Genomic DNA, 14,814 nt, shown 5'->3' with positions numbered 1-14,814 from the left:
GTTTTTGCATATCAGCGTTGGTTTTGGGTTTAAAGATTTTGGTGGGATATCGTTAGGGGCAGCCTGCGCCGGTTATGCTAATCTGGTCGCCGCGGATCTGGTAAGTGGTTTCCGTAGCCAGACAAATCAGTCTTAGCTTTTCAAGAAAAGGCTCATCCTTTAACGAAGCCGTGATGGTGCATCGGCGCATTTTATCGGTATCGTACTGGATCCTAACCGCGTAGTTCGATTCAAGGATTTTGTATGCCTGGGCCACCGGCGTAAATTTGAATTCAAATTCTTCTTTCTGCACCAGGGTCATCTCTGAGGGCGCAATTGTTTCTGATACTTTGGTGGTCAGCTTGTTATTGATGTCGAAAACCTGCATTTGCTGGTTGGGCAGCAAGGTGATCCTGGAAGACCCGCCATGCGTTTTGCTTTTTTGGTCTACAAACACTTTCCCGGTTTTGACAGCCACAAGTGCCTCGCTGCTATCCGGAAAAGCTTTCACCCGGAAACTGGTGCCGACAACCGTAGACGTCAGTTTATCAGTATACACCAGAAACGGCCGTTTGGCATCTTTTACGACTTCAAAAAAACCTTCTCCTATTAGGCTGACAATGCGCTGCCGGCCTGTCATATCTTCTTCAAATGAAATGCTGCTGCCTTTTGAGAGAAGCACCGAGGAGCCATCGGGAAGGTTCACCAACATGGTTTTCCGGTCGGGATTTTGCTTCGTTATCCGCTGGCCCGAACTGATATTGGCCGGCCATAATTTGTCTGCCTGCAAGGGTTTCTTGTAAGCATGTTGCCACCAGATGCCAATGGAAATGACTAACATTGCCGCCACACCCCAGCGCAGCCATTGCCAGAGCGGATACCTATTTTCGTGGGAGGTTTCCCGGAATAGCAGCTTACGGACCTGTGCAGCTCGATTGTTTTCATAAGTTTCAGGTGAATTTCTGCCTCCTACAACGAGGATAATGGCGACCGCCTTTTCGTACAAAGGGGTTTTGTCGGGGTATCTGGCCAGCAATTCCTGCCAGAAAGGGGCGTCTTCCGGTGCCTTGCCTCGGGCCCACTGCTGAAAACGGACATTTTCCAGAAAATCCTCTACGGTTTCAAAAGCATCGTCAGGTATCCCCATTCTTGACTCATTCGAATGATTTCTATGATATTATGAATAGCATAGACCGGGATACCCTTCTTTATTGTAAAAAATTAAAAAATAAATGCAAAACCATGGTTACGAGCCACTTAGTCTTGAGTTTGTTCAATGCTTTCTGGAGGAAGTTGGAGACAGACTGCTTGTTGACTTCCATAATCTCGGAAATCTCTGCAACACTGAGGTTTTCGAAGTAGCGCAGGTACAATGCTTCCCGCTCTCTTTTTGGTAACTCTGCCATTTGAGCATTAACCTGCGCGATCAGATGTTGCAATGTTTCCTGCTCGATCAGCAGGGATTCCGCATTAAAATAATCAGGCAAAGCAGTGTCCCAGTGCAGGCTTTCTTCACTGATAAAACGCTTCTGATACCGTAAGTATTCGATAATGCTGTTCCGGACAGATTTAAGAAGGTAGAATTTGACAGAAGGCGTTTGGGAAATTTTATGGCGGTTTTGCCATAATTCGAGCAGTACATCCTGGATACAATCGTCCACTACGGTTTCATCGACCATGAATTTAAGCCCGTATCTTTCTAAGGTGCTATAGTAACGCTCAGCCAGAAAGCCCAGCGCCCTGTTATCACCCCCAAGATAAGCGTCCCAAAGTACATCATCGTCACTAGAAGAATGTACAGGCTCCGATGACTGGAAATACATGCGTGTCTTTTTACATGTATAAAGACGACATAATGACGGATTTCACTTACAGGGGTTTAAAAACAATACAGTCTTGCAAATTCAGCTGAGCATGTCATTGGAAACAGAGATGTCAGAAGCAAAAGGACAATATAGCCAAGCATTCAGCAATGCCTCGTTTAATTGAGCAATGTTTTTAATCAAGACTAGCAATCATTCGCTTCTCAGCGACGTTACAGGGTTGGTTAGCGCGGCCTTGATGCTTTGGAAACTGACCGTAAGCAATGCGATAACCAGAACTGCGGTAAAAGGAACCAGGAACAGCCACCATTGAAGGTCGGTTTTGAATGCATACCCATCGAGCCACTGGCTCACCGCATACCAGGCCAGCGGGGTCGCAATCACAAAAGAAATAGCAACCAAAACCACGAACTCGCGGTATAGCATTTCAACAATCGCAAAAACCGACGAGCCCAGTACTTTCCGGATGCCGATTTCTTTGGTGCGTTGGGCGGTTGTAAAAGAGGCAAGCCCAAACAACCCGAGGCAAGCTACAAGTATTGCGAGGCCGGTAAAGATCCCGAAAACCTGCCCGAACCGCTGGTCTGCCTTGTACTGCGCATTAAAGCGATCGTCGAGATATTCATATTCAAATGGGTTACCCGGGAAAAATTTGTTCCATTCCTCACGGATAGTCCCGATTATGCTGCCGGCTTCACCGCCCGTGAGCTTAACGGAAAAATAGCCCCTTAAATCAGGGATCAAACGCAGGATCAGTGGCTCGTAAGCGTCTCTTAGTGATTGCTGGTGAAAGTTATCTGTGACGCCAACGATGGTAAAAATCTCGCCCCAAAAGTCAATTTCCTTTCCGATAGCGTCTTCCGGATTGCTGAACCCCAATTGCTGGATCGCCATTTTGTTGAACACAACAGCCTTGGGATCACTGCCAAACTCTTTGGAGAAATTGCGTCCGGCAATGAGTTTAAGATCGTAGGTTTTTAAGAAATCATAATCTACGCCAATCACCCGATATTGTTTTCCGACGGCTTCATCGGTTCCTTTGAGTCGAATTCCCCCCGCATTCCAGTCAGAGGCTTGGCCTGGCACTACCGTGGAAGCGGTAACACCTTCAATATTTGATTTTCTTAATAACTCATCCTTGAAGGCTGCGAGCTGACGCATGTAGGTAGAGTCGTCGGCAACAATGGGCGGGTTAATGACCAAAGTCTGATCGATATTAATGCCCAGGCTTTGTGCCCTCATAAATCGGATCTGTTGGTAAACGGCCAGCGTACCTACCAGCAAAAACAGCGAAGCGGCAAACTGAAAGACAACCAGCGACTTACGCAGTACTATGCCCTGACGGGTAGCCAAAACTTTTCCTTTTAGGACAGCGACTGGCTTGAAACCCGATAAGACAAATGCAGGATATAATCCGGATAGAAATGCGCCGATCACAAACAAAGCCGTGAACGGGATCCAGAATATTTTGCTTTTCAACAGTGCGAAAGACAATTGCTGCCCGGATATTTCATTGAATTTTGGAAGCGCCAGACCGACAAGAATTAATGCGAGAACAACAGCAAATCCGTTCAGCAGGACCGATTCGGTCATAAACTGACCGATGAGCTGCCCACGTAAGGAACCTACTGCCTTACGGACACCCACTTCTTTCGCACGGTTGACTGCCCGTGCCGTGGCAAGGTTAATGTAATTTACCCAGGCGATGACGACTATGAAAAATGCGATGCCCAATAAAAGATATACCGTTTTTCCATCACCGTTAGGCTCGGCCTCCATCATCAGGTGTGAGTAGAGGTGAATGTCTTTAAGCGGCTGGAGGAGGTATACTGCGGCCGATTTATATTTTTTATGATCGGCACCTGCGAGTTTATCTATCAATGCCGGGAATTTGGCTTCCAGGGATTTAGTGTCCGTGCCGGGCCGGAGCTTGATATACGTAAGGCAACCGTCCCACTGCCAGGCAGTTTCAGGGTCGTTAGGTTTTACGTCGGCCTGGAACGTTGCATATGATACGAGCATTTCTGCCTTTAAATGGGTATTTGCCGGCATATCCTTGTAAACGCCTGTCACTTTAAGCGGTCTTCGCTTGTTCCCACGAACGGTTTTACCCAATGGATTTTCGTTGCCAAATAATCTTTTTGCAACCGATTCGGACAGAACAATGGTATTGCTTTCGTTCAGCGCAGTTTTTGGATTCCCAATAATAAGAGGGTAAGAAAACATTGTAAAAAAAGAGGAGCTGGCCAGGTAGTACTTTTCCAGCTTGATGCTGCGGTCGCCATAATCAAGCAAACTCTTCCCGCGGGCCAACAACTTTACATAGTCCTGGACTTCTGGAAATGCGTCTTTAAAAGAATTCCCGACCGCATAAGCACCCGCGGCCCATTGCGTGCTGAGTTTTCCGTCGTTGTAACGATCCTGCTTCACCCGGTAGATCTGCGCGCCATTCTTGTGAAAGCTGTCATAGCTCAATTCAAATGCAACATACTGCAAGATGAGGATGCAGGCGGCCACGCCCAAAGCCAGACCTACAATGTTGATAGCCGAGAAGGCTTTGTTGCGGAGCAAATTGCGCCAGGCGATTTTAAAGTAGTTTCTGATCATGGCTAATGATGGTATCAGACCCACAACTTTCTAAAATCGGGCCAGGTTTTTAAAAAACTGATTATCAATAATCTAGGATAAACGAAATGTAAAAATCGTCCGGTTTTGAACAATATGAAAACAAAATGTGCGGGAGACGTCTCGTGTAAGGTAGGTTTCGTTGGGACATAGTGATCGTGCCTTCTCCGCTGTTAATGGTCGAAACCTAAAACCGGGGGTTATCTCAGTTTGCCGGAATTGACATAGAAATCCGAGAGCAATGCAAGAAATTCTTCCTTGCGTCGCCGGGATACTTCTATTTCTGTGTTGTCGCTCATCCAAACCTGCCCGCCGTCGCCCTTTACATATCTTTTAATGTGTTCAAGATTAATGATATGAGACTGATGCACACGCACGAAGTAATAATGGTCTAGAATTTCTTCATATTCCTTTAAAAGCCGCGAAACGACGATAGCAGGACCCTTTAGGAGGTGGAATTTGGTGTAGGAACCCAGTGATTCACACTGAACAATGTCTGTCATCTGCACGAAATGGATACCTTCCGCGGTCGGTAGTGCAATGCGCTGATGATCGTTGCGTTGGCGCTCCATCAGCCGAGGACTTTTGCCGGGATCCAATTGCTCTTGCAAAATCTGTAATTGCTGCGGATTGACATTCCCTGCCTGGGATTTATACCTGGCAACTGCTGCTGACAGTTCGTCCGGGTCGATCGGTTTGAGCAAATAATCGATCGCGCTGAAACGAAAGGCACGGATCGCATATTCCTGGTAAGCCGTAGTGAAAATGACGCCAAAATCGATGCGGTCGAATGTAGCTAGCAGATCGAAACCGGTTTTGCCAGGCATTTGAATATCCAGAAACACCAGGTTCGGCTTCTCTTTTTCAATCAATGCAATACCCAGATCGGCGTTCCTGGCTTCGCCGCAGACCTGCACTTGGGGACTTACTATCCTGAGCAAATTAGCCAGCGCCTCGCGTGCATTGGTCTCATCGTCGATGATGACGGCGCGTAGAGTTTGATCCATTAATTTTATACGTTATCGATTGGAATAATCATGATCACACGGGTCCCAGCCGCCTTTTGGTTTTCGTCGAACAGATCCACTAATTCGAGTTTTGCTTCGCTATCCTTTCTGCGCAGCGATTCAAAAATACCCTTGGTCATTTCCTGCCCCCGGGATATATGTCCTTCCGTTCGGGGCGAAAAGTTCCTTCCTACTCCGTTATCCTCAATGGTACAGACAATATGCCTGTTTTGGAGCCGGGCGGTTATCGTTAATTTCTTTTCGCCCTCCTTCGGCATTAACCCATGCCAGATCGCATTTTCGATATAGGGTTGCAAAAGCATAGGAGGGAGCAGCACGTCGAGCAGCGCTTCATTTTCTTCTATATCAAACACATAGCTGAATTCGTGATTGAACCGGAAGGATTCGATCTCGACATACATTTTCAACGTTTCGATGATTTTCTCAAATGGCAGATACTGGTGGTTGGAGTTTTCCATGATCCGCCGGACCAGCTTTGAAAATTTGGACAAATACTTGGCCCCCTCCACACCACGATTGGTCAGCAGATAGTTCTGGACAGAATTCATTGAGTTGAACAGAAAATGCGGGTTCATTTGCGATTGGAGTGCTTTTAACCGCCACTCCGCGATCTGAAGATCGAGTTTGTTGCGCTCGTCGAGCGTACTGACCCGCCAGCGCATCATGCCTACGATCAGCCCGGCAATGCTCAGCCCGATCAGGATTCTAAAAAACCAGGTGTTGGTAAAATGCGGCTCGATTGTAAAATGTACAGCCAGCGGCCTAGGACTCTTCATGCCTGAACTGTTTCTGCTCACCACATTCAGCACGTACGAACCTTCCCTCAGATTGGTAAACGATACGGAGTTGAGGTTCCCGATATCGACCCATTGTTTTTCAAAACCTTCCAGCCGATAACTATAATGGTTTTGTGACATCGGCTCAAAACCAAGTGTGGTAAAGTTGAAGGTGACCGCATTTTCATCCGGTTTCAATACCATCTCCTTTGAAAAATCCTGGTGCCGCACAGTCCCTTTCACTTCCGCCGTACTCAGCAAAATCCGGGGCAAATTTACATTAGAGCTCAGCTGACTGATGTTCAGGATATTCAGCATATTAGTCTGCCCGAGAAGCAACGTATTCTTGCCATCATGAAAGAATCCCACCGGTGAATTGCTCCGCAGGCCTTCGATGGTGGTGATATACCGGAGCGAGTTCGTTTTCAAATCAGCGATATGAATGCCTTCATTGGTGCTGAACCATAGATTTCCATCGGGGGTTTCGGCCAGGTTGGCGCAGTAAGTATCTTTCAGCGGATCAGTTTTGAACGATACAACGTGCAGTACTTCTCCGGCTGCCGAAACCTTGGCGACCCCGCCCCAACTGGCAATTAGCACGTTACCTTCCGTTGTCAACTGGATTCCATTGATGCACGCCCCTCCAAGGATTAACTTCTTATTGCGATTTATGGGGAGCATGCCGATGTTGATGAACTTGCGCTTGTTTTCGTCAAAATAAAATAATCCACGCGAGCAAGTAGCGATCCAGATGCGGCCGTCGAGACCTTCCACCATCCCTTTAATGTAACTCTGTTCCACCAGTTGCCGCACCTCGTCGGGTGGCCACAGTTTCAGTTCTTTATTGGTTTTTGGATCAATCACTTTCAGTCCTTCATTCAGATTACCGATCCAGAGCCGGCCTTTTTTATCCATCAGCCCGTCGCGAAAATCCTGATTGGAGAAAAAACGGGTACCGGGTTCCCAGGCTTTGAAAATGCCTTTTTCAAAATCTCCCTCAAATAATCCTTTGTCGGTAAATGCATAGGCACGGCCATTTATCCAGCGAAGTTGCTGCGTCAATGCATTGTGTGGAAACCGCATGAGCCGGAAGTGATGGGTCGAAGGTTTCCATTCCATAACACCTGAATGGGACAAGCCAAGAAGATAACGGCCCGCATCCCGACGGTCGTCTGGAATCGCCTGGATCGTAGTGACCTGCACAGGCAACCGCACGATATCTGCCGGAATCGCAGCGGTCGTGATGCCTGCATTCCGGTAACGGTATTTGTAAACACCCTCATTGGTTCCGATCCAGAGAATGCCGTTCACGCGGTCGTCGAACATGTCTTTGACCTGCACGCCGGTATTGTAGAATTCTGGCAAATGGTAAAGTGCGCCGGTTTGGGGGTAGAGCAGGCTCACCCCGTCGCTGGTGCCTACAAAAAGCAGTTTACGCCCGTTTTCGTCGAGCGATTCCTGCGCGCAAAGGACGTTATTATGTTCAAAACCCGGTTTTCTGATATTGAAACTTCCATCTTTTGGCGAGAAATGTACCAATCCATATTCGTAGCCACCAATCCACAAGTCACCTTTGGAGTCCTCGGAAGCCTTGCAAAGCCGCACCTGAATGCGGTTTTTAACCAATTCGGCCTCTTGTCCTAAAACGCACACCAGCTTGTCGCGCCGGCGATCATATCTGAACAAACCAATCTCGGAGACGATCCATAATGTCCTGGATTTATCTTCGAAAAAACTGGCATACTGGTAAACGTCCCCTCCCGAGGCGAGCTGCTTAAAGATGTAACGGTGCAGGGTATGCGTTTTGGGATTATAGCGCTTGACAGAAGTATAGTCGCACACCCAGACCTGGTCATGACTATCGACCATGCTTTGCTCATGCAGATCGTTGGAAGGGTCCCGATCGTCGTAGTTATTAAATGCGACCGTTCTCACTTTCATCGTTTTAACATCGATCTTACACAAGCCCCGCGTGTCAACCGAGGTATAAAGATCCCCTTTTGAATCCGTACCGATCCCCGAACAATAACCCAACTGCAGGCTATCCAGGCGAAGAAAGCTGTAACCGTCGTAACGACAGATATTTCGCCCGGTACCGATCCAGAGAAACCCTTTTTTGTCCTGATTCAGACACCATACGTCATTGGAGGGAAGTCCTTCTTTGGTAGTGAGATGTTCGAGGGTGAGCACGGGCATTTGTGCCAGGACGGTCAGGTTAAAAAATACCAGCAGCGAAACCCCACGCAAACCCTTAATTACCATATCAATGTCAATGAGAACCAACTAATGCCTAAAAGCAGTGCCCGCCTCGGGCTTACGCATTCCGGTTTGTAGTAAAATGTGGATCGGTTACTGGCGGACCTCGTCTAGCAGAAACGGGTGCAGATATGTGCTGTTTACTTTTGTCCAGATCCCGGAGAGGCGCATGAGTTTATTGCTGCGACTTACGAGCGTGCCTTTGAAAGTACCGGTGGTTTTTCCTGCGGAAGTTTCGACGAGAATCAGCTCGTTGTCATTGTTCATTGCGCCTACCAGCTCAACTTCTATCTCAGCATCAGCCGGTTTATAGGTACCCTGCACAAAGTGGTCGTTAATGCTCAACTTCATTTGCAAAGGCATGTCGAGCACCTCCTGGCCGGAGGAGAATTGACCAATCAAATGCATGGCCCTGGGCTTGGCGTGGGGTATCTGTGCAAGTTGCGAGTATTTCTTCACACAATAACAACTGAACATTAAAGCGGCAAAGGTGAAGTAGTTGAGGATCGTTTTCATGGACTACGGGATGCGATTTGGCAATTAGAAGAAAATGAGCGTGAGTAAAATAATCAGTGTGATCAGCACAAGGGCAATCCAGTCGAAGCCGCGTTCCAGGAAACGACGTACGCCACTTTTGGCAGTCTGTAGCCTTGCCCTCTTCATCGATCGGTCGCCTCTTGTCATGTCGCGTAAGATTTGTTTTTATAAAAATGCTAAAACCTTAAAGCATCGGATTCAGTGATTGGAATGCGGGACTATATTTCTTAAAAGTGGCAGGGAGAGATTGATAAGTGGTGAGCCCCCATAATTCTTTTTGCTTCCGGGCTTCCCACTTTCAGTGTTGGCATTTGATTATCTTGGAATAGCAGCACCCTGATGTACCTTGAAAAAAGCACATTTACGGGATCAATGAGGTTTTTTTTGGATTAACCCATTGCCAACTTAATGACGGCTTACACGGATGGTGTAAGGCTACTCCGTATAATACAGTTCCCTAAACCCTTCGATTGCTTTCTAGATATGGCAGGTGGTAGCGTCTCAAAAAATCTTGTTTTGAATCCCTGTAAGTCGAAACTGCTCCAATAAGATGCATGAATTTAATGTAATACCAGGCTAGATCTATTTGATAAGGCTTAAAACCGCTGCGCGCACTTTTTGGGTACAAGTGATGATTGTTATGCCATTCTCCCGCAACGATTCCTGGCCATACCTGGTTGATGGATTTGTCCTTTGTGTTAAAGTCGACACCGCTGACTTGCAGGTTTTTCCCTTTACCATGTCCTTCATAATTGAAAGTGCGCACACCGACGGCCCAAAATCCAGCGGCACCGAAAAGACAGCATGCCAGTGCATGGCCGCCAATTGCATAAAACGCAAGGTACCAGAACGACCAGTTAAGAAGCCAGGCGAGCAATGCCCGCCCCGGATTTACATACGATCCCCATTTCTGGTATTGCTTATACGTATTACCAGGGACGCCTGTATGCTTCATCAACAGTTTTACGCGGTTATAGTCAGCCTCACTAAGGTCTTTTGCGATCGGCTGATGATTGACATCTGCCAGAAAGCAATACAGAAAACCAGCTTGGGCATTGTAAGGGTCGCCCGGCTGATCTGATTTTGCGTGATGGACATGATGGGAGATCACATAGATTTCTTCGGGGATCATGCTGACGGTCAGATTTTGGGTAAAGAAGCGCCAAAACTTGTTGCGGAACCTATAAGCGCCATGGGTACAATACCTATGATGCCAGATCGTACCATGCGTGCCCATGATAATCATGCTATACACAAAGGCGGCCGCCAGCAAGGGCATGCTGAAAAACTGAATAAAAAACAGAAATAACAACGGGACCGTCAACAACACTTTGGTCCAACTCATGAGCGGTAGCCAGTTGCGGCGGTCTTTCAATAGGTTTAGCCTCTTGAAAAACTCTTGGAGAATCTGACCAGTACGTGGTCTGATCAATTCATTCCTTTCATCCTTCCACCCATAGGACGGTTCTTGTAATACATGATCTATAAATGCCATAAAATCCAACGTAAGTGTTTTCGGGCATTCACTTTAGCAAATTTTGTTCCATGATCCATTGGTAGGGGACAAGTTTGTACAAGTTTACCAGCCAACGCCTTTTCACAGAGGACATTAATGGTTCTAAAATGGCCCAGACAATTCATTATTTTACGTATGGCAGGACAAACATTTTATTCATGGAAGAGTCACTTTCCATTGCCGAATATATCTGGGAATTTTGCGAGTATGTTAAAAAATAGAAAATAGATCTCTTGATCTGGTTGGAATTTCACCCAGGTATTTGGAAGGAAAGGGTTTTAGATACTGGTGAAGCTTGTAGGCAGGTATTTGATGATCCGTAATCATCTTTAACTGCCCAGGTGTGGCATAAAAAAAATATGACCACCCATCAGCACTACCAATAAAAAGTGCCTGGTGCTTTTTATTGTAATTTGCATACAACCGATACCAGGATGTCGTTTCGAAAGAACTTGCTTCATAATAAGTTCTATTAAGAAAGTTCTCTTGGACAAGTTTATTAAGCTCCTTGATCGCAGGGACATCCCCGCCGCTGCTGCCAACGCTATCAGCTTTCACAAAGGTATAATCTACTTCTGTCGAATTGGTTTTAGAAACTTTTGAGGCAATGAAGATGACCAAAATAAACGAGAAGATATAAAATGCTGCTTTTGATTTTTTTTTGATAGCGGTATGCATGGGAGATCTGTGCAGCCTGTCTTATACGGCCAGTCCGACCATGATCTACCGGCGCTTAAAGAGCAAAGATATCTTAATTTCTGCTGTCGTTGTACTTAGCTTCCGCCGTTTTGGCCTTTTCAAAATCAAGCACAACTCCATTGATGCAATACCGAAGTCCCGTTGGAGGCGGGCCGTCGTCGAAAACGTGTCCAAGATGCGACTGGCAGCGTCCGCACATGACTTCAATGCGGCGCATGCCCAGGCTGTTGTCTTTGGCTTCGATTATGGATTTCTTGCTGATTGGTTCAAAGAAGCTTGGCCAGCCGCAGCCACTTTCGTATTTGGCATCACTCCTGAAAAGCGGATTGCCGCATACTGCACAGTAAAACGTCCCTATTTCCTTGGAATGCTCGTATTCACTGGTAAATGGTCTCTCAGTACCCTTCAATCTTGCCACCTCATACACTTCCGGCGAAAGAAGCTTTTGCCATTCATTGTTGCTTTTTTTTACCGGGGCTGATTCTGTATGTGAATATTCTGCACTCTTCTGTTGTTTAGGAGCTGTTTTAGACTGTCCATAACAATTCTGAAGCAGTAACATCACGAATCCGGAAAAGGCAAGAATTACTATTTTTTTCATGCTGATCATTTAGGTTTAATGTTTCTTATATACGATTTCAAAGACCAGATTGATCGAAATGCGTTTATTTTTTATAACAACATTCAGCACCAAAAAATCAAATAAACTGCGAGATATCTTTTACCCCCAGCTTTCTTGCCGTTGTAAATCCTTCGCCGAAAGTAACGCCGATTGCATGTCCCATTTCTCGAGCCCGCGCAATGATGAATTCCAGGAACTCAGGGGTTGAAATGTAACTTTGCGGCTCATCACTGCCATTGTATTCGGGTATATGAAACTGACTTTTAAATGCCCGGATTGCTTCCACCTTCTTGTCGTGAAAGTCGGTAATGTCTACGATGAAGTCAGGGACAATGTACCTGTCCTGAACCGATTGGAAAACCTGTCCCGGCCGCCACGCTTCCTGTTGGTTGCCATCTTCATCAAATGTCTTCACCATGCGCAGCCCGGAGTAAAAACAGCTGTCGGAAACAAGTTGGGCACCACGCCCGTGGTCCGGGTGCCGGTCGTGAATGGAATTTGTAATGACAATATCAGGCTGGTATTTCCGGATGAATGGAATGATCGCTTTTTGGTGTTCTTCATCATTTTTGAAAAAACCATCTGCTAACCCTACATTCTCTCTTACTGTCACTTTCAGGATTGCCGCCGCATCCTTTCCCTCCTGAATTCGGCCTTCGGGCGTCCCCCTTGTTCCAAGTTCTCCGCGGGTCAGGTCGAGGATCCCGACTTTTTTACCTAATGCAATCTGAGACAATAATGTCCCTGCACAACACAGCTCCACGTCGTCGGGGTGGGCTGTGATGGCTAGAATATCTAATTTCATAAGTTGGATGATTATTTTATGCGAAGCTTTTGGCCAATTCGCAATGTTGACCGGGCCGACATCCGGTTCCGGCGGGCAATGGAAGAAATACTGACGCCATATTTGCCGGCAATCGAGCTGAGCGTATCACCCGATCTTACTTTATGCAAAATCGAGCGGCTGTAAGCAACTGGCGCATCTCCCGATTCAAATTCGCTTTTAGTTGTTTTTCCCCGAATGTGGTTCCAGGCGGCGCTGGTCAGCAAAAAGTGATCGGATTTAATATTGGCATTATCCCAGTCAAAAATATGTCTTGGATCAAAAGGGTTACCTTCATAACGGTTCTCATAATGCAAATGGGATCCCGAGCTCCTGCCTGTATTACCACCAAGACCAATCATTTCACCGGCTTTTACGAGCTGGCCGGATTCCACGGATTGTTTGGAAAGGTGACCGTAAAGCGTTTCAAGTCCATTGTAATGTCTTACTACAATGAACTTACCATACCCGCTGCCGTCCCAGGCCACTATCCGTACCATTCCATCGTAGGTGCTGCGAACGGTATCGCCGGTCTCAAGGTCCAGGTCGGTACCATTGTGCCAGCGGCCCCAACGATAGCTGAAATTAGAGGTAGTTGGAGTTCTGGTCATGGGTGTACTCCATTTCCGGTTCAGGGCTTCATTATAGAGTGTCAGATCAACCGGTTCGTCAAATTCAAGGGGGTTTAACCCATATGGATTAATTGTCCGCGCATCCCAAATCACATAATATTCGGCAGCTTTCACCCATTCGTCTCCAACCTGCAATGAATCTTCTACGATCACTACCTCTGTTTCGGCTTCATCGAGCGTCGTAGTATCTTCGCTGACAACCGGGTTGAGCGGTTTTACGGGTTCAAACTGGTTTTGAAATTTAAGATTTGAAGTTTCCACCTGGTATTCATCCTCAGCCTGAGGAGCAGTGGCTTTCGTGGTTGGTCCTTCGTTGGCGTTGTTTCCAGACTGGTTAATCTTGGGGTTTCTTTTAAATTTTCCTCGTTCTTGAGCTTGCGCGTTCCAGCAGGCCAAACACACAGTCATTAGCAAACTTAATACAAGCTTTACTTTCATAGTATTAAAACTGGATCAGACTACATACACCCGGTTGGGTATACATAGTCTGATTGAATTTTAGGGGTTGGGCAAAAATTAAGCTGTCTCTTCGATAATCAATTCTACTTCGCGTTCCATCAAAAACCTTTCAGCATCCAGTGCCGCCATACAACCGGTACCGGCTGCTGTAACTGCCTGTCTATAAACATTGTCCTGCGCATCCCCACAAGCGAACACACCTTTGATATTGGTGCAGGCACTTCCTTTTACTGTCTGAATGTAGCCGGTTTCATCCATATTCAGATATCCCTTGAAGATATCCGTGTTTGGTTTGTGACCGATTGCTACAAAGAAACCGGTTGCATTCAAAAGTTGCTCCTCACCGGTTTTATTATTTTTAACCAAAACAGATTCCAGCTCGTGCTCGCCATTCAGCTTCACCGTTTCAGTATTCCAAAGCACTTCAATGTTTGGAAGCGTCTCTACCCGTTTCTGCATGATTTTCGAAGCACGCATTTCATCACGACGAACAAGTAAATAAACCTTTCTGGCTAGTTTGGCAAGATAACTGGCCTCTTCGGCTGCCGTATCACCCGCGCCGACCACTACCACATCCTGACCTCTAAAAAAGAAGCCGTCACAAACCGCGCAGGCCGACACACCTCTTCCATTCAAACGTTCTTCGCCTTCGATCCCGAGCCATTTGGCCGAGGCCCCGGTGGAGACAATCACAGACTCAGCCGTGATCTCATGTTTGTTATCAATGATTACTTTGTGTGGATAAGAGGTAAAATCGACCGAAGTAGCCAACCCGTAGCGAATATCGGTTCCAAAACGTTTTGCCTGCTTTTCAAAATTAATCATCATTTCAGGGCCGCTGATCCCGTCGGGATAACCTGGATAATTATCTACTTCTGTGGTGATGGTAAGCTGGCCACCAGGCTGCGTACCTTGGTAAAGTACAGGATTTAACCCTGCTCTGGATGCATATATGGCGGCTGTGTAACCGGCTGGCCCGGAACCGATGATAAGACAAGAAATTTTCTCAGATGACATGTTAATTTAATACTAAATGTGA

General features: G+C 46.6%; 13 protein-coding genes. All 13 read right to left on the bottom strand.

Translation table 11 applies throughout. The features are described from left to right. Window positions 1–52 precede the first annotated feature (52 nt). The 13 genes from LZG72_RS20380 to trxB all read right to left on the bottom strand — a co-directional run bounded on the left by LZG72_RS20380 (window position 53) and on the right by trxB (window position 14,792). Complete coding sequence (locus tag LZG72_RS20380; protein ID WP_233876558.1) at window positions 53–1,126, bottom strand: FecR family protein; 1,074 nt, start codon at window positions 1,124–1,126, stop codon at window positions 53–55. Window positions 1,127–1,187: 61 nt separating this feature from the next. Next, window positions 1,188–1,802: an RNA polymerase sigma factor gene (locus LZG72_RS20375; protein WP_233876556.1), complete on the bottom strand. Its 615-nt coding sequence runs from the start codon at window positions 1,800–1,802 to the stop codon at window positions 1,188–1,190. A 192-nt stretch (window positions 1,803–1,994) separates the two neighbouring features. Further along, window positions 1,995–4,409 carry an ABC transporter permease gene (locus tag LZG72_RS20370; RefSeq protein ID WP_233876554.1) on the bottom strand — a complete coding sequence of 805 codons (2,415 nt, stop codon included), beginning with the start codon at window positions 4,407–4,409 and terminating at the stop codon, window positions 1,995–1,997. Between the two features lie 218 nt (window positions 4,410–4,627). Further along, complete coding sequence (locus tag LZG72_RS20365) at window positions 4,628–5,434, bottom strand: LytTR family DNA-binding domain-containing protein (protein ID WP_233876552.1); 807 nt, start codon at window positions 5,432–5,434, stop codon at window positions 4,628–4,630. Between the two features lie 5 nt (window positions 5,435–5,439). After that, window positions 5,440–8,493 carry a two-component regulator propeller domain-containing protein gene (locus tag LZG72_RS20360; protein ID WP_233876551.1) on the bottom strand — a complete coding sequence of 1,018 codons (3,054 nt, stop codon included), beginning with the start codon at window positions 8,491–8,493 and terminating at the stop codon, window positions 5,440–5,442. A gap of 87 nt (window positions 8,494–8,580) precedes the next feature. Then, window positions 8,581–9,003 carry a hypothetical protein gene (locus LZG72_RS20355; RefSeq protein ID WP_233876549.1) on the bottom strand — a complete coding sequence of 141 codons (423 nt, stop codon included), beginning with the start codon at window positions 9,001–9,003 and terminating at the stop codon, window positions 8,581–8,583. Window positions 9,004–9,027: 24 nt separating this feature from the next. Beyond that, entirely contained in the window at window positions 9,028–9,150 is a 123-nt protein-coding gene (locus LZG72_RS29185; RefSeq protein WP_255701082.1) for a hypothetical protein, read from the bottom strand. Window positions 9,151–9,481: 331 nt separating this feature from the next. Then, entirely contained in the window at window positions 9,482–10,369 is an 888-nt protein-coding gene (locus LZG72_RS20350) for a fatty acid desaturase (RefSeq protein WP_310590564.1), read from the bottom strand. 381 nt (window positions 10,370–10,750) lie between these two features. Then, entirely contained in the window at window positions 10,751–11,218 is a 468-nt protein-coding gene (locus LZG72_RS20345; protein WP_233876545.1) for a hypothetical protein, read from the bottom strand. A gap of 73 nt (window positions 11,219–11,291) precedes the next feature. Further along, on the bottom strand, window positions 11,292–11,840 hold the full coding sequence (gene msrB, locus LZG72_RS20340; RefSeq protein WP_233876543.1) for a peptide-methionine (R)-S-oxide reductase MsrB: 549 nt from the start codon (window positions 11,838–11,840) through the stop codon (window positions 11,292–11,294). Between the two features lie 97 nt (window positions 11,841–11,937). Further along, window positions 11,938–12,666: a bacillithiol biosynthesis deacetylase BshB1 gene (gene bshB1 / locus LZG72_RS20335; RefSeq protein WP_233876541.1), complete on the bottom strand. Its 729-nt coding sequence runs from the start codon at window positions 12,664–12,666 to the stop codon at window positions 11,938–11,940. Window positions 12,667–12,677: 11 nt separating this feature from the next. Next, entirely contained in the window at window positions 12,678–13,724 is a 1,047-nt protein-coding gene (locus tag LZG72_RS20330; protein WP_233876539.1) for a peptidoglycan DD-metalloendopeptidase family protein, read from the bottom strand. Between the two features lie 108 nt (window positions 13,725–13,832). Then, window positions 13,833–14,792: a thioredoxin-disulfide reductase gene (trxB, locus tag LZG72_RS20325; RefSeq protein WP_233876537.1), complete on the bottom strand. Its 960-nt coding sequence runs from the start codon at window positions 14,790–14,792 to the stop codon at window positions 13,833–13,835. Window positions 14,793–14,814: the final 22 nt, after the last annotated feature.

The organism is Dyadobacter sp. CY323, from assembly GCF_021390245.1.
Taxonomy (GTDB): domain Bacteria; phylum Bacteroidota; class Bacteroidia; order Cytophagales; family Spirosomataceae; genus Dyadobacter.
The sequence above is the reverse complement of the archived record's forward strand: the minus strand, read 5'-3'. Positions and strand labels throughout refer to the sequence as shown.

Bases quoted from the DNA above. Each gene is read 5' to 3' on its own strand.
- trxB (WP_233876537.1), bottom strand. From the start codon at position 14,792: ATGTCATCTGAGAAAATTTCTTGTCTTATCATCGGTTCCGGGCCAGCC.
- msrB (WP_233876543.1), bottom strand. From the start codon at position 11,840: ATGAAAAAAATAGTAATTCTTGCCTTTTCCGGATTCGTGATGTTACTG.
- LZG72_RS20330 (WP_233876539.1), bottom strand. From the start codon at position 13,724: ATGACTGTGTGTTTGGCCTGCTGGAACGCGCAAGCTCAAGAACGAGGA.
- LZG72_RS20370 (WP_233876554.1), bottom strand. From the start codon at position 4,409: ATGATCAGAAACTACTTTAAAATCGCCTGGCGCAATTTGCTCCGCAAC.
- LZG72_RS20350 (WP_310590564.1), bottom strand. From the start codon at position 10,369: ATGAGTTGGACCAAAGTGTTGTTGACGGTCCCGTTGTTATTTCTGTTT.
- LZG72_RS20345 (WP_233876545.1), bottom strand. From the start codon at position 11,218: ATGCATACCGCTATCAAAAAAAAATCAAAAGCAGCATTTTATATCTTC.
- LZG72_RS29185 (WP_255701082.1), bottom strand. From the start codon at position 9,150: ATGAAGAGGGCAAGGCTACAGACTGCCAAAAGTGGCGTACGTCGTTTC.
- LZG72_RS20365 (WP_233876552.1), bottom strand. From the start codon at position 5,434: ATGGATCAAACTCTACGCGCCGTCATCATCGACGATGAGACCAATGCA.
- LZG72_RS20375 (WP_233876556.1), bottom strand. From the start codon at position 1,802: ATGTATTTCCAGTCATCGGAGCCTGTACATTCTTCTAGTGACGATGAT.
- LZG72_RS20360 (WP_233876551.1), bottom strand. From the start codon at position 8,493: ATGGTAATTAAGGGTTTGCGTGGGGTTTCGCTGCTGGTATTTTTTAAC.
- bshB1 (WP_233876541.1), bottom strand. From the start codon at position 12,666: ATGAAATTAGATATTCTAGCCATCACAGCCCACCCCGACGACGTGGAG.
- LZG72_RS20380 (WP_233876558.1), bottom strand. From the start codon at position 1,126: ATGGGGATACCTGACGATGCTTTTGAAACCGTAGAGGATTTTCTGGAA.
- LZG72_RS20355 (WP_233876549.1), bottom strand. From the start codon at position 9,003: ATGAAAACGATCCTCAACTACTTCACCTTTGCCGCTTTAATGTTCAGT.